The sequence below is a fragment of the Mesorhizobium sp. B2-4-18 genome (genome assembly GCF_006441385.1).
GTDB classification, from domain to species: Bacteria; Pseudomonadota; Alphaproteobacteria; order Rhizobiales; family Rhizobiaceae; genus Mesorhizobium; species Mesorhizobium australicum.
In genome coordinates this window covers 215234-237056 of sequence record NZ_VFUW01000001.1, presented here as the reverse complement: position 1 = coordinate 237056, position 21823 = coordinate 215234, and the positions used below count along the sequence as shown (strand labels likewise).

The 21823-nt window shown below is 59.9% G+C and carries 21 protein-coding genes, 1 tRNA gene and 1 pseudogene; 11 read left to right on the top strand and 12 right to left on the bottom strand.

All coding sequences use genetic code 11. The features are described from left to right. Window positions 1-5: 5 nt before the first annotated feature. From hisD to FJ527_RS01075, 4 genes are all read right to left on the bottom strand, one after another. Window positions 6-1298: a histidinol dehydrogenase gene (gene hisD, locus FJ527_RS01090; RefSeq protein WP_015316267.1), complete on the bottom strand. Its 1293-nt coding sequence runs from the start codon at window positions 1296-1298 to the stop codon at window positions 6-8. A 7-nt stretch (window positions 1299-1305) separates the two neighbouring features. After that, on the bottom strand, window positions 1306-1740 hold the full coding sequence (locus FJ527_RS01085; protein ID WP_015316268.1) for a DUF2948 family protein: 435 nt from the start codon (window positions 1738-1740) through the stop codon (window positions 1306-1308). A 168-nt stretch (window positions 1741-1908) separates the two neighbouring features. Continuing rightward, a complete protein-coding gene (gene murA / locus FJ527_RS01080; protein ID WP_023772782.1) occupies window positions 1909-3201 on the bottom strand; it encodes a UDP-N-acetylglucosamine 1-carboxyvinyltransferase in 1293 nt (430 codons plus the stop codon). 130 nt (window positions 3202-3331) lie between these two features. Further along, window positions 3332-3508, bottom strand: a complete 177-nt coding sequence (locus tag FJ527_RS01075) for a hypothetical protein (protein ID WP_015316270.1) — start codon at window positions 3506-3508, stop codon at window positions 3332-3334. A gap of 160 nt (window positions 3509-3668) precedes the next feature. On the opposite strand from FJ527_RS01075, the gene FJ527_RS01070 reads away from it, so the two are divergent. The 3 genes from FJ527_RS01070 to FJ527_RS01060 all read left to right on the top strand — a co-directional run bounded on the left by FJ527_RS01070 (window position 3669) and on the right by FJ527_RS01060 (window position 5406). Then, window positions 3669-3743: transfer RNA gene (locus tag FJ527_RS01070), tRNA-Thr, on the top strand. A gap of 80 nt (window positions 3744-3823) precedes the next feature. Beyond that, a complete protein-coding gene (locus FJ527_RS01065; RefSeq protein ID WP_140821271.1) occupies window positions 3824-4264 on the top strand; it encodes a DUF6538 domain-containing protein in 441 nt (146 codons plus the stop codon). Between the two features lie 26 nt (window positions 4265-4290). Beyond that, window positions 4291-5406, top strand: a complete 1116-nt coding sequence (locus FJ527_RS01060; RefSeq protein WP_140821269.1) for a hypothetical protein — start codon at window positions 4291-4293, stop codon at window positions 5404-5406. Between the two features lie 56 nt (window positions 5407-5462). On the opposite strand, the pseudogene FJ527_RS01055 reads toward FJ527_RS01060, so the two are convergent. The 4 genes and pseudogenes from FJ527_RS01055 to FJ527_RS01040 all read right to left on the bottom strand — a co-directional run bounded on the left by FJ527_RS01055 (window position 5463) and on the right by FJ527_RS01040 (window position 7830). Then, a pseudogene (locus FJ527_RS01055) lies at window positions 5463-5932 on the bottom strand (ribonuclease H). 70 nt (window positions 5933-6002) lie between these two features. Then, entirely contained in the window at window positions 6003-6857 is an 855-nt protein-coding gene (locus FJ527_RS01050) for a hypothetical protein (RefSeq protein WP_140821268.1), read from the bottom strand. A 20-nt stretch (window positions 6858-6877) separates the two neighbouring features. Continuing rightward, the gene (locus FJ527_RS01045; protein ID WP_140821266.1) at window positions 6878-7534 is read right to left on the bottom strand and encodes a hypothetical protein; all 657 of its coding nucleotides are present in this window, start codon (window positions 7532-7534) and stop codon (window positions 6878-6880) included. Then, window positions 7531-7830, bottom strand: coding sequence for a hypothetical protein (locus tag FJ527_RS01040; protein ID WP_140821264.1), 300 nt, complete (start codon window positions 7828-7830; stop codon window positions 7531-7533). The genes FJ527_RS01045 and FJ527_RS01040 overlap by 4 nt, the downstream gene beginning before the upstream one ends. A 676-nt stretch (window positions 7831-8506) precedes the next feature. Here FJ527_RS01040 and FJ527_RS01035 point away from each other — a divergent pair. Continuing rightward, window positions 8507-9328, top strand: a complete 822-nt coding sequence (locus tag FJ527_RS01035; protein ID WP_348642606.1) for a DUF429 domain-containing protein — start codon at window positions 8507-8509, stop codon at window positions 9326-9328. Between the two features lie 100 nt (window positions 9329-9428). Here FJ527_RS01035 and FJ527_RS01030 read toward each other — a convergent pair whose 3' ends face one another. Together FJ527_RS01030 and FJ527_RS01025 are read right to left on the bottom strand one after the other, a co-directional pair. After that, entirely contained in the window at window positions 9429-10064 is a 636-nt protein-coding gene (locus FJ527_RS01030) for a recombinase family protein (protein WP_140821260.1), read from the bottom strand. Between the two features lie 114 nt (window positions 10065-10178). Then, entirely contained in the window at window positions 10179-10556 is a 378-nt protein-coding gene (locus tag FJ527_RS01025; protein WP_140821258.1) for a cysteine peptidase family C39 domain-containing protein, read from the bottom strand. 307 nt (window positions 10557-10863) lie between these two features. Here FJ527_RS01025 and FJ527_RS01020 point away from each other — a divergent pair, with 307 nt between their 5' ends. The 3 genes from FJ527_RS01020 to FJ527_RS01010 all read left to right on the top strand — a co-directional run bounded on the left by FJ527_RS01020 (window position 10864) and on the right by FJ527_RS01010 (window position 13030). Beyond that, the gene (locus tag FJ527_RS01020; protein WP_140821256.1) at window positions 10864-11127 is read left to right on the top strand and encodes a hypothetical protein; all 264 of its coding nucleotides are present in this window, start codon (window positions 10864-10866) and stop codon (window positions 11125-11127) included. A gap of 157 nt (window positions 11128-11284) precedes the next feature. Continuing rightward, window positions 11285-11773 carry a hypothetical protein gene (locus tag FJ527_RS01015; protein ID WP_140821254.1) on the top strand — a complete coding sequence of 163 codons (489 nt, stop codon included), beginning with the start codon at window positions 11285-11287 and terminating at the stop codon, window positions 11771-11773. A gap of 207 nt (window positions 11774-11980) precedes the next feature. Then, complete coding sequence (locus FJ527_RS01010; RefSeq protein WP_140821252.1) at window positions 11981-13030, top strand: PIN domain-containing protein; 1050 nt, start codon at window positions 11981-11983, stop codon at window positions 13028-13030. Between the two features lie 307 nt (window positions 13031-13337). On the opposite strand, the gene FJ527_RS01005 is transcribed toward FJ527_RS01010, so the two are convergent. Then, window positions 13338-13979, bottom strand: coding sequence for a hypothetical protein (locus FJ527_RS01005; protein ID WP_140821250.1), 642 nt, complete (start codon window positions 13977-13979; stop codon window positions 13338-13340). A gap of 73 nt (window positions 13980-14052) precedes the next feature. Then, window positions 14053-14910 (bottom strand): GIY-YIG nuclease family protein, encoded by an 858-nt coding sequence (locus tag FJ527_RS01000; RefSeq protein ID WP_140821248.1) that lies wholly within the window; start codon window positions 14908-14910, stop codon window positions 14053-14055. Window positions 14911-15005: 95 nt separating this feature from the next. On the opposite strand from FJ527_RS01000, the gene FJ527_RS00995 reads away from it, so the two are divergent. The 4 genes from FJ527_RS00995 to FJ527_RS00980 are packed head-to-tail and all read left to right on the top strand — an operon-like array spanning window position 15006 to window position 21750. Next, a complete protein-coding gene (locus FJ527_RS00995) occupies window positions 15006-16520 on the top strand; it encodes a type I restriction-modification system subunit M (RefSeq protein ID WP_140821246.1) in 1515 nt (504 codons plus the stop codon). Continuing rightward, on the top strand, window positions 16510-17721 hold the full coding sequence (locus FJ527_RS00990; protein ID WP_140821244.1) for a restriction endonuclease subunit S: 1212 nt from the start codon (window positions 16510-16512) through the stop codon (window positions 17719-17721). The genes FJ527_RS00995 and FJ527_RS00990 overlap by 11 nt, the downstream gene beginning before the upstream one ends. Further along, complete coding sequence (locus FJ527_RS00985) at window positions 17718-21020, top strand: HsdR family type I site-specific deoxyribonuclease (RefSeq protein WP_140821242.1); 3303 nt, start codon at window positions 17718-17720, stop codon at window positions 21018-21020. Before FJ527_RS00990 ends, FJ527_RS00985 begins: the two co-directional genes overlap by 4 nt. Then, complete coding sequence (locus tag FJ527_RS00980; RefSeq protein WP_140821240.1) at window positions 21007-21750, top strand: SprT family zinc-dependent metalloprotease; 744 nt, start codon at window positions 21007-21009, stop codon at window positions 21748-21750. The genes FJ527_RS00985 and FJ527_RS00980 overlap by 14 nt, the downstream gene beginning before the upstream one ends. Window positions 21751-21823 lie beyond the last annotated feature (73 nt).

Below are 21823 nucleotides of genomic sequence, written 5' to 3'. Positions count from 1 at the left end.
CCCGCCTACATGTTCAGCCGTATGGCGACAGAGCGGCCATGCGCGTCAAGCCCTTCCGCCTGCGCGAGTGCGATCGCCGCGGGTGCCAGCACGCGCAACTGCTCCGGTCCGAGTTTGAGGACCGAGGTGCGCTTGACAAAGTCGAGCACGGACAGGCCCGACGAGAAGCGCGCCGAGCGCGCCGTCGGCAGCACGTGATTGGAGCCGCCGACATAGTCGCCAATGACCTCGGGCGTGTGGCGACCGAGAAAAACCGCGCCCGCGTTGCGCATCTTCGCCAGGAAGCCTTCGGCATCCTCGATGGCCAGCTCGACATGTTCGGCGGCGATGCGGTCGACCAGCGGCGGCGCGGCCTCGACCGTCGCAACCAGGATGACGGCGCCGAAATCGCGCCAGCTCTGGGCCGCCGTTTCCGCGCGCGGCAGGCTCCGCAGCTGGCGTTCGACCGCCCGTTCGACCGCCTTGCCGAATGCCGGGTCGTCGGTGATCAGGATCGACTGCGCCGACACGTCATGTTCGGCCTGGGCGAGCAGATCGGCGGCGATCCAGTCCGGATCGTTGTCGCCGTCCGCCACGACGAGCACTTCGGAAGGGCCGGCGATCATGTCGATGCCGACCGTGCCGAACACCTGCCGCTTGGCTGCGGCGACATAGGCATTGCCTGGACCGACGATCTTGGCGACGGGCTTTATCGTCTGCGTACCATAGGCGAGTGCCGCGATCGCCTGCGCGCCGCCGACGCGGTAGATTTCGGAGACGCCCGATATATCCGCCGCCACCAGCACCAGCGGGTTGACGACGCCGTGCGGTGCCGGCACGACCATGACGATGCGCTCGACGCCGGCTACCTTGGCTGGCACGGCGTTCATCAGCACCGAGCTCGGATAGCTTGCCGTGCCGCCCGGCACATAGAGCCCGACCGCCTCGATCGCCGTCCAGCGCGAGCCGAGCTCGACGCCGGCGGGATCCGTGTAGCGTTCGTCCTGAGGCTTTTGCCGCTCGTGATGGGACCGGATGCGGTCGCGTGCGAATTTCAGCGCCTCGACCGTGGCCGGATCGGCCTCGGCATAGGCGCCGGCGATGTCTTCCGCCGAGACGGCAATGCCGAGTTTGGCGAGGTCGCCTCCGCCGAATTTCCGCGTGTAGTCGATCAGTGCCGCATCGCCCTCGGCACGCACGCGCGCGATGATGTCTCGCACCACGGCGTCGACGTCGGCCGACACCTCGCGCTTGGTCGTGAGAAACGCGGCGAAACGCTGCTCGAAATCGGTGTCGGACTGGGCAAGCGTGATGGCCATCGTATGCTCAAGCCCTGTGGATGGGGCGCGACGTGGCTTCCCACGCGCCGCCAATATCGGCAAGGCGGGCCTCGATGCATTCGACATCGAGCATGATCGTGCCGCCGCCCGAAAAGATCAGTTCGACGATGCCCGCGGGCTTGCTGATCTCGATAAAGCTGATCGCCAGCAAGGAGAGAATTTCGGCGGGCTTGTCGCGGGCGATACCGTTGGTCTTGGCGCCCAGCACCCGGTCGAAATGCAGCACGGCCTGCCGTCGTTCATTGTGCTGGCGAAACAGGCCGGATTTGGCCTCCCACACGAAACGGTTCATGGTCAGGACGAAGCGTTTGGCCTTGGGCAGGAATTCGAGGTCCGAGACCTTCATCACGGCGTCCTGGAGATGGGCCGAGACGATGCTCAGATCCTGGTCGTCGAGCGCGATAAGCTTGAGGGCGGTCATCCGGATTTTCGACCTACAGGTTGGTTTCAGCCTCTGTTAGGCGGTCTTTCCGGCCGGTGCAACCACCCCACGACGTCCGCCCGAGGCATTGCCTCGGGTTTGCGCTGCGGGCAGACGGGCGGCGGCGCTATGAGCCGCCCTTTGCTGGAAGCTGCTGCCGTCCGACCGTCAGGCGGAAATACGTTCGATCACCGCGCCGCAATTGGATAGCTTTTCCTCCAGCCGCTCAAAACCGCGGTCGAGATGGTAGACACGGTTGACCGTGGTTTCGCCTTCGGCCGCCAGGCCGGCGATGACCAGCGACACGGAAGCGCGAAGATCGGTCGCCATGACTGGCGCGCCCTTCAGCTTCGCCACGCCGTCGACGATCGCCGTCTGCCCCGAGAGCGTGATGTGGGCGCCGAGCCGAGCCAGTTCCTGGACGTGCATGAAGCGGTTTTCGAAGATCGTCTCGGTGATGCGCGATTTGCCCTTGGCCATGGTCATCAGGCCCATGAACTGCGCCTGCAGATCGGTCGGGAAGGCCGGGAAGGGGGCCGTCGTCACGTCGACGGGTGAAATGCCGGCGCCATTGCGCTTCACGCGGATGCCGGAATTGGTCTGGGTGATCTCCGCGCCCGTCTGGGAAATCACGTCGAGCGCCGTCTGCAGCAGCTCCGGCCGTGCGCCTTCCAGCACGACGTCGCCGCCGGTCATTGCCACCGCCATGGCATAGGTGCCGGTCTCGATGCGGTCGGGGATGACACGCACGCGCGCGCCCGACAGCGCTTCGACGCCGTCGATGGTGACGGTCGGCGTGCCGGCGCCGGAAATCCTGGCGCCCATCGCGTTCAGGCATTCGGCGAGATTGACGATCTCCGGCTCGCAGGCGGCGTTTTCAAGCACCGTCTCGCCCTTGGCCAGCGACGCCGCCATCATCAGCACATGGGTGGCGCCGACCGAGACTTTCGGGAAGACATAGCGGTTGCCGACAAGGCGGCCGTTCCGGGTCTTGGCGATGACGTAGCCGGTATCGACATCAATGTCGGCGCCCAGCGCCTGCAGGCCTTCGAGGAACAGATCAACCGGGCGCGTGCCGATGGCGCAGCCGCCGGGCAGCGACACCTTGGCCTCGCCCATGCGGGCCAGCAGCGGGCCGATCACCCAGAACGAGGCGCGCATTTTCGACACCAGTTCGTAAGGCGCCGTCGTGTCGACGATGTTGCGGGCGGAGAAGTTGATGGTGCGCGAATAGCCCTCATTCTGCTTCTCACGGCGGCCATTGACCGAATAGTCGACGCCATGATTGCCGAGGATGCGGATCAACTGCTCGACATCGGCCAGATGCGGCACGTTTTCCAGTGTCAGCGTGTCGTCGGTCAGAAGCGAGGCGATCATCAGCGGCAGGGCGGCGTTTTTCGCGCCCGAGATCGGAATGCTTCCGGCAAGCTTGTTGCCGCCGACAATTCTGATGCGATCCATTGGAGACTGTCCCTCTCGGCCAGAAAAGGGCCGGTTCAATCGTTTGAGTATCGGCCCGTCTAGACCATTGACCAATTTGGTTCAAGAAATAGGATTTCGCCCACCCCGGCCTGAGAGTGGCCGATTTGAGTTAATCTTTCTTCATTTCCTTGGCCGCGCCGAGCCCGTCGGGCCGCTGGTCGGCCTCGCCTGTCCGGCGCGAGCGCGACTGCGCCTTGCGCTTCTGCAGGTTGGCCCGCAACTGCTCGGCGAGCCGGTTCTTGCGGGTTGTTCCGCTGTTCTTCGGTGGATTTGTCTTGTCGTTCATTGTCCCGCCACGGCTGGCGCCCGGCCAACCCGCTTTCAGGGATAGCCAACATTGTGGCGCCGCCATGTCAATAAAAGCTATCCGGCAAAGCCATTCACAGAAGCGTTGTTCTTGGCCTTGCGCTTGCCGGTTCGATATGGCAGAAGCCCCGCCATCAGCGGCTGCGGTAGCTCAGTGGTAGAGCACTCCCTTGGTAAGGGAGAGGTCGAGAGTTCAATCCTCTCTCGCAGCACCAGTCTATCCCATTGATTGGGAACAACTAACTGAATTCGCTATGGTATCGGCCGTCTCCAGTGGTACACAGGAGCGATACTCATGGGCCTATTGATGCCGACCCCAGTACGAAACCCCAAGACCTTCATTTTTCAACTTCGTGTCCGGGTTCCCGCCGACCTTGTAGCAATTGCTCGTGGGAAAGTCGTCGGACTGCCTGTCGGCGGCAGCATAAAGCAGGTGACGATTGGGGACGCGGTAAAAGTATCGCTCGGAACCCGGGACCCCAATGAGGCCAAGGAAAGATACGCGGCCGCCTATGCGGCACTGACCGCTTTCTGGGCCGCGCTCCGGAATGGTCCGTCTGCTCTTTCGCAGAAGCAGACCTTCGCCCTCGCCGGCGAGGCCTATGCCGCTTTTGTTGCCGCATTTGACGATAACCCGGGCTCCACCGAACGCTGGGAAAGGATGTTGCGGGCCAATAGCGAGCGAGGGCGGGCAAACTCAATCCGCTCGCCATTCCCGACCAACGACAACGACTAAAAGACGTCGAAGCGCGATTTGGTGGATTGGTCTCTGGTCTGATTGCCACCAAGGGCCTTGTTATTGATGACCAGAGCCGCCGCAACGTCCTGATCACAGTGTCGGACGCGCTTGACCGCGCGGCGTCCACCAATCTCGCAAAAGCCGGTGGAGACTACTCTGGAACCGGGGTCACAGCTGTCTACCCGGCGTTTGAAAAGTCCGACGCAAGGCCGGGCCTGGGCGGTGCTACGTCCAAGATTTCACTGTCGTCCATCATTGACGAGCAGAAGCGACGCCGATCATTGGGAAAAGATGCGATTGGGCTCAATGCCAAGACGGAGCAGAAATTTCGACGGCACTCGGCCAGCTTCACCGTATTCGCGAAAACAGACGACGCATCTACAATCACAACCAAGCTCGTCCGCGATTGGATGGAAGACCTGCTTGTTAAGGCGCAGGTGAGCAACCGCACGGTCAAGGACATGCTGTCGAGCCTTCGGACGGTCGTTCAGTGGGGCAGGCAACAGCATCCTGAGGTATTTCACCCCTTGGCCAACCCCGTCTCCGGTGTGACCCCGCCCGAGGCCCATTCGCGGCCTAGCAGTGAACTCACCTACACTCTTGAAGAAGCGAAACGAGTGCTCACGGCTGCACGTAGATCCACCAATCACAACACTCGTTGGCTGCCCTGGTTGTGCGCTTACTCCGGGGCAAGGGTGGAGGAGATTGCCGGACTGCGCCGGGAGGATTTCTTCAAATCCGGAAGGAACTGGTTCTATCACATAAGGGCTAAACCCAGCCGATCGATCAAGAACAGCAACAGCGAGCGCCGTGTCCCTGTCCACCCAGCTCTTGTCGATGAAGGGCTCATCGATTTTCTCGAAAAGGCGAAGTCAGGCGTGCGGCTTTTTACCAGGTCGCCGTCCCAAGACATTTCGCGTTTCGTGCGGAGCACCGTCAAGATAGAGCGAAATGTTCCGCCCAGTCACGGGTGGCGCCATCTTTTTGAGGACATTTGCACTGCCGCAGGCGTTTCGGACGACGCCCGGGCCTACATCACTGGACGGGGAACGGGCACCTCGCGGGACCGGTACGGTCGCAGTGACGCGATGTTGCCGGGACTGGCACGCGAGATAAAGAAGCTGAAGCGGCTTTTGTGAAGTCGCCGACGGGCGAAAGCGGGGGTTGATTTCCCCGCTCTCGCAACGCCCGAACATCAGGCCGGGGTCGGCGCCATAGTCGCGAGCCGGTCTACCTCATCATTGTAGGGATCGCCGCTGTGGCCCCGCACCCACTCCCATACAATGTCGCGTCCCTTCGCTAGCGCGTCGAGTGCCTGCCAGAGATCAGGGTTCTCGACCGGTTTCTTGTCACTCTTGCGCCAAGCCCGCGCTTTCCAACTGGCAAGGTACATTGTCATCCCGTCGATCAGATAGCGGCTGTCGCTCACGAGCACTATGGGGTCCGGCTCGTCGGCCTTTAGAAACTCAAGGGCACGAATGGCGGCCGTCAATTGGTCGTGTCTGGCTCGCTGCCCTTGAGGCGTTTTGCTTTAATCTCCGCTGAACCATCCATCCTGCGAAGCACCGCAGCCCAGCCGCCCTTTCCAGGATTTGGGCTGCATCCGCCGTCTGTGTGAACAAGAATATGGCGGCGGGTGGGTCGAATTCGAGTGCCTGTTTTCATGGCTTCCTTTCTGTAAGTTGGTGGTCGGGTGTGCACGGTGCACCTCCCAAGCGGTGCACAAGTGAAATGCTCAAAAGTCGCATTCTGGGTCGTCCTCCGGGATGAAGCCCCAGTAATCAGCAAGCATGGTCACAAAGCTCTGGCCGCCATACCGGAGCAGCGCCTCGGCAAAGAGGCCATTGTGTTTGGCGGCCTGCCTGCCGAATTTCTCTGCGATGGTGGACCGAAAGCGCTCGATCATCGCTTCCTTCATTTCGTCCGAAAATCCAGTCGGCATCCGGTCGGCCATTTCGTTTCGTACCTCTTGGAACTTGCCAGGACGTTCGGCCGGGAATTTCTCCCGATAGGACCGCAGAAGGCTGCGCATATTGGCAACGGTGCGCTCGCTGACGCCCGCCGTGGTGGCTATCCTGGCTTTGGAATGCGCCCCCATGAGCACGAGCGTCCAAGCGCCCTCCATCCTCTCCATTGGCTTCATCGGCAGCTTCGCCTTCTGGTTCCGCTCGATAGCCTCCGTAATCGCTTCCTCCAGGCTCCCTTGAAACCACTCTACGGGAATTGAAGGGGTCACCTTGAAGGCCCGATATGCTCCCAAACGGTGGTGCCCGTCGATGCAATACGCGTCGCCTCCGACGGCGAACACGGTCACCGGGTCAAGCGTCCGTGCGCTGGACGGTTTGGCCTCAAGGGCGCGGACTAGCGCCTGGACGTGGCCAGCGTCCACATCGCCTTCTTTGGCATTTCCCTCGCGGGCCTGAAACAACCCAGGAGCGGTCCTGATGGCGGCCAGCGGGAGCGTATCGGGTCGCTGCGGCTGCTCCCCGGCGGATTGTTTCATAAGACGCTGAAGGCGCTCAACGACGTCCAGGGTCCGTTCGTGCGGCGTAGGCAACCCCTCCGTCAGTCCGCCGTGATCTGACGCCAACTTGGCTGGTTCTCCTTGCACTACTTCAAGCCTCTCATTGCTTCATAAAACCTCCGTTTCTCGGCCTGTTTTTGTTGGCGGTCGCGTTCCTCCAAGGCTCCCAGGTGAAGACCAACGGCACCGAACACGACCGATAGGTTCTGACCCAGAATTGCCCCTACCTTCGGGCGCAGCTCTCGATAGACCCAGTGCTGCTTACCGCTCTTGTCGTCGTAGCAGGTGCCTCTGTGCTGGCTCGATAGACTTCGTACGCGCCTCGCGAGTTGGATGCGGAACGCGGCGTCTGAAGCGAACCGGTGAGGCAAATCGTGCCGCAACATGAACATTGCGCAGACAGTGACAGTGATCGACAGGAAGGGAACGTCACCCGCGATATTCACCAGTTCGTTTGCGGCGGCCCTTTGGTATCTATTACCGATGCGCCGCCCGGCGTCGGTTCGAGCCGAGGCGACGAGGTCCTGCCAACGGCTTTCCAGTTGAGCCCAGATCGGACTTCCAGCATTCTTGGCGATGCGCCCGTGCGCTCGGTCGCAATACGGGCGAAGTTCCGATCGTCTTATTGCCTGCTGCTCATGATGTCCTTGTCGCCGGATGATGCTTTTATGGCGGCGGCAGTGCCCAGAATAGCGCGAAGCCGTTGGCAAGCCACAGTGCGGGACACGGCAGACCGCGCTCATCGGTTGCCCGTCTTTGCCAAGCAATATGCGGATCGCATCTCTTGGGCTGCGCTATCGAGGCAACTCGAGACTTCGGCGTCCGTCACCGGCTTGCCGGCGGCGATTGCGAACGCGGCGTCGTAAAGGCTCCTTGCGGCGTTCGCGGACGCGAGCAGCACCGACCTTTCCATCGCAGTCAGTGGTGGGGCACGGCCCGCTTGCATTTCCTCAAGGGACTGCTCCATCTCCGCTATCGCTTCGATGAACACGTCCTCATAAAGCTCGTTGGGGTAGTAGTTGTCGTTTATGTGGTTCATTGATTGTCCTTTTTTGTACCCGCCCCCAGAGGGACGGGAATGGTTGATATGAAAAGAGACCGGGGGTGCCGGCCTATTCTTTTGATGTGCCGCCGGTCGGTCGTGCTGACCGAAACCGGTTCGCGGTCCCTGTGCGCAATACTGCCCACTCTCCGCTGCCCTTGCCGGGAACTACCCGGCTTGGCGGCTATGCGCAGTCCGGATGCCCGGTGTAGTTAGCGAGGTCACCCTTGCTGCCTGCAACCGGTCCCGTATCCGGACCCGCTCCATTTTATGGTTCGATTGGGGGACATCGTCTTCCCCCATCACGGTCTCGCTTACGGCTCCCTTGCGAGAACCGCTTGGCATAGATGCAATCGACCGGGCCGCAGCCACCTGTTTTGAATTGTTTCGCTTCGATGGACGAGCGATTGTGGCTGGCTTGGCGTCCCCTCCGGACCCCGATGCAGCCACTGATGCAATATGGATTGCCGACGCCTGTCCGTCAATGAAAAAAATAATATAATACAATAGCTTAGGCGGAATTTGTGGACACTTTGGAACCTAATCCAGTGCCGGCCCAGCATTTGCAACGGTTCGGGCAGACACTGTGCCCGGGTTGTGCCCGAAATTGTGCCCGAAAAAAGTTGCTGACGGCGACCCTGTTGGCCATAGTCTCCTTCGGAGAGGGGACGATTTGCGAGCAGTCTTGGGAATAGATGCGGCCTGGACGGCGGCCCAGCCGAGCGGCGTTGCACTCGCAGTTGAGGTGCCCGGCGGTTGGCAATTGCGAGCGACAGCATCCTCCTACAGTGCCTTCTGTGCTCTTTCAGGGAATACTAGGCGGTCCGGCTTGATTGGCGAAGCTTCCGAAGCATTGGAAGCGGCCGAAGCCTTGGTGGGTTCGCCGGTCGATCTGGTCGCGGTCGACATGCCGCTTTCGCGAAAGCCGATTGTAGCTCGCCGCGCCAGCGATGATGCTGTCTCTCGCGCGTACGGGCATCGGTGGGCGGCGACACACACGCCGAGTGCGATCCGTCCTGGGCCTGTGAGCGACAAGCTGCGGACGAGCTTCGAGCTGAAGGGTTACGAGCTGCGTACCTCTGGGTCGGTTGTGAGCGGTCTTGTGGAGGTCTATCCGCACCCGGCTCTGATTGAGTTCGCTTCTGCCGAGCGACGCCTTCCCTACAAGTTCGGCAACCGACGCAGCTACTGGCCCGACGAGACGCCGAAGGTCCGGGCGCTCAACATTCAACGTCAGATGAGCGCCATTGCGGCCCTGATGGAAAACGAACTCCGCAGTGTAGCAGCGGCGATGCCAGAACTCGATTTTGAGCGTGCGAGCGGCCGAGAGTGGAAAGCCTACGAAGACATGCTTGACGCCGTGGTCTGTGCGGCGGTCGGCATTTGCGTGCTGGAAGGTCGCGCCGTGCCCTTCGGCGACGACCAGTCGGCGATTTGGATACCGAAGCCGGGAAGTGCGAAGACGGGTATGGTAAGGACGACCGCAGGCGTCTAGCTACCGGCCAACGATCCACCTCACGACTGCAACCGCTCCGCACATGCCGTAAAGGGCCATGAAGGTCGTTGCCAGCGTGTAAGCCATATCCGATCCTCCCTCACATGCCCCAAGCCACAAGCGCCTTTTCGGCCCCTGCTGGGTCTTCCCTGATCCGCAGCACAGTCTGACGCGTGAGACCTGACGCCTTGGCGACGGCGGACGTTCCTTGTCCCTGCGCCAGCATGTCGGTGACGGCCTGTAGCGCGGCTCTGTCGTAACTGGGCTTGCGGCCCCTGTAGCGGTCGTCCTGCGCCCTGGCGGCCTCTATGCCTGCCCGTTGGGCCTCCTTGGTGGCCTCGGCCTGCGCCTGGGCGGTTGCCGCCATGAAGGCAATGAGCGCGTCCCTGACGGCTTGCTGCATGGGGTCTTTGGTGGCCCCGTCGAAGGTCATGCTGTTGATCACGGTCCGCACGACAACGCCCTTCCGCATGAACTCACGGATGGTGTCACAAACGTCTTGGTAGTTGCGGCCGAGCCGATCCACCCATCGCACCACCAGCGTATCGCCCCTCCGCAGCATGTCCCGGAGCCGCCTCCCTTCGGGGCGCTCGGCAAGCGTCGTGCTGACGCCGGAGACGCCGTGGTCGGCTACTACCTCATCAATGGTGAACCCGGCGGCCTCCGCTTGGGTTTGTTGGTGGCCGAGCGTCTGGTCAACGGTTGAGACGCGGGCATAGAGAATGGTCTTGGACATGGGTTTCCTCGGTGTCCGTTAGCGTAATGTACGTTGACTAGACTGTCCGTTGATAGAAATCAACCCTAACGGACACCACTGGGATGGCATCGCCGCTGTACGCTGGGCTATACCCTAACGGTCGAGAGGGAGTATTTCGAGATAAGAGCGGTGGCGGTACTTACGGTATGGAGGAACGCGAGAATCCAAAACCTTCTGACGCCCAGAATCCCAAATCACCCAGTGCCACTCTCCGTCCTGCTTGACGTTGGTCTTAAGGATCGCATCGAACGGCAATTCGGCCGGCGTTTGGTTCTTCTTTAATCGAACCAGTCTCGGCCCTGTTTGGATGCCCAGTTGGGCAAGCGCACGCCTTAGGTCGCCAGTGTTGGTGTATCCTCCTCGCCGGTCTCCGAACATCTGCTTTCGGGCCTGCGAGTAGGTGATATCTGCAATCATCGCAACGCACGCCACGCCACAACCGTTCTCATCGCTCTGTTTCACAAGTCGCATGGTTATCCCCGGCGTCCGAAGCGTCGACAGTACGGGGGGTATCGCGCGGCTGCAATTGTCTAGTTCGACCCCTCAGATTTTTCGTTGGTTTTCGATCGTGGCCCAAGCCCTTGCTGGGGCATCTCTCGATCTCACGCGGGTTGCCACCAAACCAGCGAAATAGGCGTGGCAGTGAGCAGATTCCCTGGTGAAGCAAGAGGCTTAAATGGTTGTCGGTCGAGCGTTCCTGCAGGCTTTAGTCCCTTTGTGCCTCGGCGGCGTAGCGATTCCAGCGGCCGCAAGCGACATGGAGTTGCTGGGAAGAGCGATGAACGAAAAGCCGTTCACAATCGCGGTGGACATGAGTGTCAAATTGGCCTCGTGCAAGCTCAGCGCTCGCGAGAGATCACAGACCGACATTATCCGCCGAGCGGCGCTCGATGTGGCTGCCGAACGGCTGAAGGTGAGCCTTGGCAAAGTCCGCTCATTGGCGTCTGACTTTGCTGCCGAGACTGCCCAACTCCAGGTTAAAGAAGGCACGGCAGAAGCTTCTTGCGCTTACCACAGAGCATGGTTGCTGGGCCGAACTTAGTTGCGGCCAATCCTGGGCCAAGAGGCGGCGCTTTTCTAAGGCACGATCATTGTCTCTGACAAATTGGCCTTGCAGGAACTTCCTGTCCGATCCCCAGAGAATCCAGTCATTTCAGCCCGGCTCCGATACGAGCCAACGCAGATTGAGGAGCCGCCAAATGGATGAGAAGAGTTATCGTCAACTTGCGGTCAGAATAGCCCAAGAGGCAACGCCGGCCCAAAGTGACGCGCTCCAGGCTTGGGCGCTGAAGCTTCTGGACATTCGCAACTCCGACCTGCCTATCCGCCAAAAGGCGAAGAGTGCCATCGCGGCAACGATCTCAAGCAAGGTCATCTGGCCAATTGTGAAAATCGTCGCCTCACAGACCAAGAGTCTAGGCTGGGACAACCGGACCGCTGCCCAGCGGTTGGGTCTAGGTGCCGCTGCTGTCGGCGTTGCACTGTTCGGCGGCCAAAGTGCCGGAATTGCGGCACTTGGAGGGGCGGTGGGAGTACCTCTGTGGGTGGTGCTTGGCGCGGGTTCGATGTTCGCACGCTACCTTTACGAGGAACTCGCCTCTCGTTCGCCGAAAGTCCAAAGCGGCGCCAGCTACTCGGTGATTGACGCGGAAAAGAAGGACGACCGGGAACCGCCACTCAGCAAATGACCCGGGCGAAGTTAAGCGTGATTTCTGCGTCGCACCCGACGCCTTGCGAGAGCGGCCCAGCACGGTTGTTGGCAGCCATCGGCATTTGTCGGTTTCACCGAGCGGGCTCAAATCTTATTTTCGGACCGACGAAGAAAATACGCCTAAAGAAGCGATAGTGGAGCTTACGATTCGCGAGTGCGCATCGATACATTGCACGGGGTAGGTATGCCAAAAGACGAGACGCGCAAAGTCTTTCTCGATGCCAACGTTATCATAGCAGCCGGCAAACCTCCGGGCGGCCCCGTATTGGCGCGAGTTCGGGACCTCGTCGAAGCGGGCCTGATCGCGGTGCTCACGACAGATCTGACAGTCACAGAGGTGGCGAAGAAGCACGCCGAGAACGACTTCAAAGTCATTGCTGAGGTCGGTCGCCTCCACTTTCGCAAGTTGGTCGAGGACGTGCTCGGAACGAAACTGCCTACGACGACCAAGGCAGAGATAAAGGCGAAACTCACCGCTGACTATGATGTGGCAACAAAGGCAATGTTCGACGCGATAGGCGCGAAGACGCTCAAGATCGACGACGTGAAGCCTTCAGTAGTTTTCAGAGCGTACGCCAACTCCGACGGCTTCTTCAACGGTGAGGGGAAGAAAGATCAGTTTCCAGATGCATTCATCTTTGAGTGCCTGAGGGCTGAAACTGACAAGGCTAACCCTGTGATTATCGTTTCGTCGGACGGTGATTTTGATAAACCGGTCGTGGCGGACGCCGATATCGCGCTGGTAAAGTCAATACCTGACCTCTTCAGCAAACTCGGGCTGCAAGTAAAGGCACCAGAGATCGATAATTTTCTTGAACAGCACAAGGATGAGCTGATTGCGGCCGCCAATTCGGAATTGGGCAATGCCGGACTGATTGGAGATGTCGAGGATTCTGAAATCGACGAGGTCTCAGTGATTGACGTCGACGTTGGAGTGTTGAGAAGTTTCGGCTCTATTGAGAAACACGGCCCTATCCTAGTCGTTGGTCAACTCACGATAACAGCCAACCTTTCCTTCACCCACCCGGACTGGGACACCGCCGCCTATGACTCCGAAGACAAGGTGCTTATCCCATTTGATCATGTGGCTGGCGAGACCGAGGTTCAGTTCAATGTCGACGCCTCGATGTCAATTCTGGTCGACGACAACGGTGAGCCAGAAGAGATCGAAGACCTACAATTCCGACAGCGCGACTTTTACTTCGAGCTGCACCCGTCTGAGATCTACAAATAACTCTTGGCCTGAAATCCACGTCCCACTGTCCTGCACGGCCGCTCCATCCCAGGCGGCATTGCGAGACAGATCGCAATATGCAGCAGACCTTCCCCCGACCTCGTTGTCGAGTACCCGAGCTTCAGTGGTAGGCTTTAGATAAACCCACGTGGGGGCCGTGCGATCAAGGGTGAATCACGGGCTACCCAAGGGTATGTGGGGCCGAACGTTTTCGATCTACCCCTCGGATTTTTGTTCCAGACCTGAACAAGGTCCAGGTCCGGCTATCCTTTAACCTGGAGCCTTGGGTGTGATCAGACACACTTCCCTAGCGCCCAGATTTGTTCCGTGCGATGTCAGACGCGGGAAGCTTAAGCGGTCGTGTGGGGGGCGCCCACAAGCGAGGGTCTATTGGCACATGATCGCCAGCGCTGTCGGCTCCAACCTCACGAAGCGAGCCGGCCATCTCATTCTGCAAAAGGATCACAAACCGCCGCCGCGCTTCCCACACCTGCCCTCTGAGTTTCAGGCCGTCCTCATTCCCGTGCACCACCATGTGCCTTGCGACGTAGCAGGCCCGCAAGACCTGGTCCAAGACACGGACGCGGATACCTTCATCGTTGACGGCTGATCGATTTTCAAATTGGACATTCGGGAAAAATAGCCGGCCACGATCAACAAGAGCACTGGCGCGATGGCTGAGTGCCTCAATCGCAGCTGGGCCGTATGCGTTCTCAGTCGTCAGAGGTGCACAGGCGGTTTCGATTTCCGCCATGACGTCGATAACCTCTCCACCCCATCTCGTCATCTCTGTATCACGCTGACGGTCCCGATTTCTTTTTTCATCCTCCCTGTAGCGCTTTTCATCTTCGCGGTAGCGTTTGTCAGTGCTCCAAGCCAGGTACGATTGAACGAGCGTTGTAGTCCCGAACAATACAGCGGCTAACGCGGCAACAGATTCCCAACCCATCTCGCACATCCTAATTTTCGAACCGGCGTTGCAACGTCTACGGACCAAACTAGAGCTGACGTGTTTGGTCAGCCTATGCCCCTAGCTCGCCTACTACGGTGTCCCAACCCGTAGCTATCTCTATCGATGAAAGCACGATGCGTTCCCCAACTGTCCGATGTGTGTGAAAGTGATCGAGTAACGCTTGTTCAACATCGTATGCTGTTTGCGCATCCTTGAACCGCGCACGTTGCACCATCTCCCATTTTTCATCCAACACCTCTGTCGGGATGTGGGAATTGATTTCATCCAGTCGGCGATTGGGGTCGACGCTCATACCTACTTTCCAGATATCGCGGGCGCCGAACCTCAAAAGATAGGTGAAACAGGGACCGTCGCAGCTCCTGACGACCAAAGCCTCATAACTAGTCGGAGGTGGACCCTTGGAGTTTCGCCTAGTAGCGCGTCCTGTAACTTGTCTCGGTGTACTTTGAAGAACTGTCACCGGCCTCGCCAATGGAACTTCGAAATGCGCGAGCCTCAACACTTTTGAGGCAAGACGCTTAGATAGCATCCAAGGAGTGTTTCTAGCGCTCACTGGAACATGGCCGAGCACCTCGCGCGTCTTCGGATAGGGCTGTTCGAACTCCCAGGCTCTGAGCGCTCGGACTGCCCAAGGCCATCGAAATTCTCCGTATTCCCTGACGTTGGCCGCGATCACCGCCTCTGAAAAATACTGCTCAACTCTTCCCCTCTCGCCGGCAAATTCCATCATGCCGACGATGCTTCCGCGCATCGCAGCAATGGGAGCCTTCTTGGTCGCCAGAAAAACCATCCTGCTGCCCGGCTCAAACTCCTCGACGAGAGATCGAGCGGCGGCTTCCGAACTAAAAGTCACAGCCGGCCATCCGATGGGGTCGAAACCGTGGAAGTATTTTGCAAACATTTTCATTAGACCGCCCTCCATCGATAGAATGCCCTGCTCGTTTGAGATTGCAAAGACCGATGGAGGCTGGTGTATTCGACCCGATTCGTAGGGGGGGCAACATGGCTGCAGGTCGTGTCACACAGGCGGAAATCAACAAGGCGGCGTGGGCTGCCTGCGACACCTTCAGGGGCACGGTCGACGCGTCGGTCTACAAGGACTACGTGCTGACCATGCTGTTCCTGAAATACATCTCCGATGTGTGGAAGGACCACTACGAGACCTACCGCAAGGAGCACGGCGATCATCCCGACCTCATCGAGGCGCTGATGAAGAACGAGCAGTTCGTGCTGCCCAGGGGCGCGAGCTTCTATGACCTCCATCGCGACCGCAACAAGGCCGGCAATGGCGAGCGCATCGACACCGCGCTGCATGCTATCGAAGAGGCGAACGGCAACAAGCTGCGCGACGTGTTCCAGGACATCTCCTTCAACGCCAACAAGCTCGGCGACGAGGAGCAGAAGAACGACATCTTGCGTATGCTGCTGGAAGATTTCGCCAAGGAAAGCCTAGACCTCAGGCCAAGCCGGGTCGGCAGCCTCGACATCATCGGCGGCGCTTACGAATATCTCATCTCGCGCTTCGCCGCGTCGGCCGGCAAGAAGGCGGGCGAGTTCTACACCCCGGCCGAGGTCTCCACCTTGATGGCGCGGCTGGTCGAGCCGCAAGAGGGGGACGATATCTGCGATCCGACATGCGGGTCTGGGTCTCTGCTGATGAAATGCGGACAGGAGATCACCAGGCACACCGGTTCCCGAAAATACGCGCTCTATGGCCAGGAGGCGATCGGCTCGACCTGGGCGCTGGCCAAGATGAACATGTTCCTGCATGGCGAGACCAATCACCAGATCGAATGGGGCGACACCATCGGCAACCCCAAGTTGCGCATGGCGGAAGACCGGCTGCGCCATTTCGATGTCGTGGTTGCCAATCCGCCCTTCAGCCTCGACAAATGGGGATCCGAAAAGGCCGCGGCCGATCCCTTCGGGCGCTTCCGTAGGGGCCTGCCGCCGAAAACCAAGGGCGACTATGCCTTCATCCTGCACATGATCGAGACTATGAAGCCGCGCACTGGTCGTATGGCCGTTGTCGTGCCGAATGGTGTCCTCTTCCGGGGATCGAGCGAGGGCGAAATCCGCCGCAATCTCATCGAGGAAAACCTTCTGGATACGGTCATCGGCCTGCCCGAAAAGCTGTTCTTCGGCACCGGCATTCCCGCCGCCATCCTTGTTTTCCGCAAAAAGAAACCTGATGACACCGTGCTCTTCATCGACGCAAGCCGCGACTACGAGGAGGGGACGAACCAGAACCGGCTGGGCGAGGAGCAACTCCTGAAAATATTCGCCGCCTACGATGACCGCGTCTCAATCGACGGGTACGCCCATCTGGCGACGGCAAAGGAGATCGCCGACAACGACTTCAACCTCAATATACCGCGCTACATCGACACCTTCGAGGACGAGGAGCAGGTCGACTTGATGACTATGCGGTCGGAGCGGTTGAAACTGACGGCGGATATAGCCGATCTTGAGGCAAAGATGGACGCTTATTTGAGGGAACTTGGTTATGGTGCCTGACGGCTGGGGTGTGTCGGCCCTTCAGGAAGTTGGACCAATAATCGACTGCAAGCATCGGACACCAACATATGTTGGGAATGGCATTCCAATCGTATCTCCCGGAAACCTCAGATGGGGAGCTCTCTCGTTTGAGACGTGTCGGCGTGTGTCATCAAAAGATCACGTCTCCCTGATGGATCATTGCACGGTCGAAATTGGAGATATCGTCTACGGTCGAAACCAGTCGGTTGGGGTAGGTTCCAGGGTAGTATGCGACCAGCCCTTTGCATTGGGACAGGACACTGTTCTCATCAAACCCAAACGGATTGATCCGCGATTTCTCTATGAGCAGTTGCAGTCTTCCCTGGTGTTACGCCAGATCAAGAAGCTGTCAGGCGGCTCAACTTTTTCTCGAATCAATTTGGGAGAAATACGAAAGCTGATTGTAACGGTCCCCCCTCTCCCCGAACAGAAGAAGATCGCCGAAATCCTCTCCACCTGGGACGCGGCCATCGAGACGGCCGAAAAGCTGCTCGCCAATGCCGAGACCCAGAAGAGAGCCCTCATGCAGCCATTGCTCGCGGGGAAGAGGCGGCTGAAGGGATTCGAGGGGCGGGAGTGGATCCGGCGAACCCTCGGCGAACTCGGCGAACCTTATGGGGGATTGTCTGGAAAATCGGCCGGCGATTTCGGCCAAGGGAAGCCGTTCATCACCTACATGACGGTATTCAGCCGGTCACGCGTTGACGTGAACGCGATGCAATTTGTGGAAATCGGTCCGAAGGAAAAACAGCATCGTGTTCGCAAGGGGGACATCTTCTTCACCGTGTCTTCCGAGACACCTGACGAGGTTGGAATGTCGTCGGTCCTCCTGGATGATGTCGGTGAGGCTTATCTCAATAGTTTCTGCTTCGGCTATCGGCTGAACAGCCTCAAGACACTTCGGCCGGAATACGCACGATACCTGTTGCGGGGATCGCAGTTCCGCAGGGACATCCGCAAGCTTGCTCAAGGCGCAACAAGGTACAATCTGTCAAAGCGGCAACTGATGCATCTTTATGTTGAACTACCCAGCTTCGAAGAACAGGAGCAGATCGTCGGTATTCTGGACGCCGAGGACGACAGGGTGGAAGCTTATCGGAAAGACATTGAGATGCTCCGGTCGGAAAAACGCGCCCTAATGCAGCAGCTCATGACGGGCATGCGACGGGTGACAGTGTGAACGCCCCCGAGCGCCCACGGACCAATGAGGAAATCCAGGCCAAGGTTCCGGCACTCGCTTTGCTGATGAAGCTCGGCTGGTCCTATTTGTCGCCGGCCGACTGCCTGAAGCTGCGCGGCAGCGAACGGGTTGTGTTGCTCGATGGCGTGATCCGCGACCATCTCACAGCCTGGCGCTTTGCCTATCGCGGCGCGAGCCATGCGCTCTCCGCCAGCGGCATCGCCCAGGTTTTGAAGGCGCTCAATGACACCGGCCTCAACGAGGGCCTGACGCCGGCCAACGAGCGGGCCTGGAAGCATCTCGCCCTTGGCGTCACCGTGTCCGAGTTCATGCCAGACGGACACAAGCATTCCGTCACCGTGCCGCTGGTCAACTTCGCGGACCCCGCCAACAATCGCCTCCACGTCACCGAGGAACTATCCGTCGAAAGGGAGGGCGGGCATGGCCGCTTCCGGCCCGACATCGTGCTCTATGTCAACGGCGTCCCCCTGGCCGTCGTCGAAGCCAAGCGCCCGACAGGAAGCCATGCCGAAAAACTGATGCTGGCCGAGGGCGTCTCACAGCAACTCCGCAACCAGAAGCCGGATGGTATCCCCGCGCTCTATGCCTATGCCCAGCTCCTGCTCTCCATCTCCGGACAGGATGGCAAATACGCCACCACCGAGACCCCGGCGAAATTCTGGTCGCTTTGGCGCGAGGAGGAGATTCCTGCTGCCGACATCGACACAATGGTCAACGCCAAGCTGACGGCGCGGCAGCATTCCGCCCTGTTCGCTGAGCGCCAGCCCCACGTTCGCGCCTTCTTCGACGGCCTTTGGTCGAAGCCTGTCGCCGCGACCGGACAGGATCGGCTGATAATTTCCCTGTTGCGGCCCGATCGCCTTCTGGAGTTCGTCCGTTACTTCCTCCTTTTCGACCGCAAGCTCGGCAAGATCGCCGCCCGCTATCCGCAGGTCTTCGGCATCAAGTCGATGCTGGCGCGGATGGAAAAGCGCAACCGCGACGGCGGACGCGAGGGCGGCGTCATCTGGCACACCACCGGCTCGGGCAAGTCCTTCACCATGGTCTTTCTGCTCAAGGCGCTGCTGATCCACGACGCCCTTGCCCGCTGCCGCATCATCGTCATCACCGACCGGGTCGACCTGGAGCGCCAGCTGTCGACCACCTTCATGGCGGGCGGTGCTTTCGGCTCTGCGGTGGCGACGAAGAAGGACGGTGAGAACGCCAAGGCGTCGTCAGGTCGCGACCTGGCGCAGCGCATCGGCTCCGGCACCGAACGCATCATGTTCACGCTGCTGCAAAAGTTCAATTCCGCGACGCGCTTCAAGGAATGCCACAACGCGTCCGAAGACCTCATTGTGCTGGTCGACGAGGGGCACCGCAGTCATGGAGGCGAGAACCATGAGCGGATGCGCAAGGCCCTGCCCAACGCCGCCTTCATCGCGTTCACCGGCACGCCCCTGCTGAAGGAGGACAAGACGCAGAACAAATTCGGGCCAATCCTTCACGCCTACACCATGCAACGGGCGGTCGAAGATGGGACGGTCACCCCGCTTCTTTATGAGGAGCGCCGGCCGGTGGTCGACGTGAACGCCGAGGCGATCGACAAATGGTTCGACAAGATCACCACGGGCCTTTCCGAAAAGCAGCAATCCGACTTGAAGAAGAAGTTCGCCACCCGTGGCAGCGTCTATCGCGCCGGCAACCGCATCGACCTTATCGCCTGGGACATCGCCACGCACTTCTCGCAGAACTTCAAGGAGCTTGGCACCGGCCTGAAGGCGCAACTGGCGACCGACTCCAAGCTCTCCGCAATCCGCTATAAGCAGGCGCTCGATGCCACGGGCCTTGTCACCAGCGCCGTCATCATCTCGCCGCCCGACACCCGCGAAGGCCATGAGGACACCGACGAGTCGAGGACCCCGGAAGTTCAAAAATGGTGGGCGGCCAATGTCGGCAACGATGCGGAAGGATACGAGCGACGCACCATCGAGGATTTCGCCACGCCAGGCATGCCCGACATCCTGATCGTCGTCGACAAGCTGCTGACCGGCTTCGACGAGCCGCGCAATGCGGTGCTCTACATCGACAAATACCTCAAGGAGCACAATCTGCTCCAAGCCATCGCGCGGGTGAACCGGCTGCATGAAGCCAAGCAGTTCGGCTTCCTGATCGACTATCGCGGCATCCTGACCGAACTCGATACCTCCCTGAAGGACTACCAGAACCTCGCCGAGCGCACCCAGGGCGGCTACGATATCGAGGACATCGAAGGGACCTTCGCCAACGTCTCGACCGAGTACAAGCGCCTGCCGGGCCTTCATGCCGCGTTGTGGGCGATCTTCGCCGGGGTCAAGAACAAGGCCGACCGCGAGCAGTTCCGCCTGGTGCTGACGCCGGATTCGGTGCTTGGCGAGGACGGCGCGAGCTATGACCGAAACCAGAAGGTGCGCGAGGACTTCTATGCGGCTCTGACCGAGTTCGGCATGTGCCTGAAGCTGGCTCTTTCATCCCGCGCCTTCTTCGAGGACGGCTCCTTCAGCGAGCTGACGATCACCGACTACAAGAAGGACCTGAAATTCTTCACCGAGCTGCGCATCCAGGCCAAACAGGACGCCATGGAGACAGTCGATTTCTCGGCCTACGAAGAGCAGATACGCAAGCTGGTCGACAAGCAGGTCGTCGGCGTCGAGATCAAAGAATCGGAAGGCGTCATCGACCTCACCGGCCTGGCGGAGGGCAACCAGGCCGACTATGACGCGACCGGCTGGAGCGACGACAAGACTCGCGCTGAGACCGATGTCATCAAGACTCGGCTGACCAAGACCATCGAGCAGACCCTGGCTGATGACCCCTATGCCAAGGCGGTCTTTTCAGATTTGCTGCGACAGGCGATCAGGGAGGCTGAAGCCCTCTTCGATCACCCGCACAAGCAATACATCCTCTTCAAGGACCTTGAAGAGAAGGCGAGGACTCGGGCCAATCCGCAAGTCCCCGACCGCTTCCCCGACAATCCCCATGCACAGGCCTATTTCGGTCTATTCCCGCTGGTGCTGGGCGAGGTCGCGGCGCGGGATCGCGGCGAGGATTGGCTTGTCGCCGAGGCCTTCCATATCGACGGGGTCGTGAACAACGCAGTGGCGACGTTCTCCATCAACCCGGCCAACATCGAGGCCGACATAAGGAACAAGCTCCTGCCGCGCTATTTCAAGGCGCTGGGCGGCCTGGCCAAGGCCGGGGCGCTGGTGGACCGTATCGTCGAAATCGTTCGCTTGGGAGCCTCCCGTGGCACTCTCTGAGCGCGATCTGTCGACGCTGCGCTATGGCGACGCGAACATCATCTATTCCGTGCGGGTCAATCCGGCACGGCGTGGGCGCATTGCCATCCATGTCCATCCAGATGGAGCCGTCGAAGTCGAAGCTCCTGAGGACGCCCGCGAGGAGGCTATCCGCAAGGCTGTGATGAAACGTGCCCGCTGGGTTATCCAGCACGTCACCGATGCCCGAAAACGCTTCGAGCATGTCCTGCCCCGGCAATATGTCAGTGGCGAGCAGGCGCTCTATCTCGGCCGCCGTTACGTCCTGAAAGTTGTGCAGGTGCCCAAGGCTGAGCGGTCCATAAAGCTGAAGCGCGGGCTGCTCATCGTGGCGACGGACAACATCGATAGGTCGGCGCTTCGGGCTCGCATCCGGGCCTGGTATCGCCTCAGAGCACGGGACTATTTCGCCGGCCGCATCGAGGTGGTCTCAAAGGCGCTGCCCTGGGTCCAGGAGCCGCCGGCATTTCGCCTGCTCGACATGAAGCGGCAGTGGGGAAGTTGCGCGACAGGCGGTTCGGTCACGCTCAATCCGTTCCTGGTCAAGGCCCCGCGTGAGGCGATCGACTACGTCATCACCCACGAGCTTTGCCATCTCAGGGAACACAATCACAGCCCCGAGTTCTTCCGCCTTCTGACGCGCTCCATGCCGGGCTGGGAGGCGATCAAGTCTCGCCTCGACCACAGCGCCGAAATTATTCTTAACGATTGACCCGGATTGCAAGAACAAGAGCAATTGCTGGATTCGCGTCCGAGGCTGGGCGCGATACTAGGGGGACGGATGC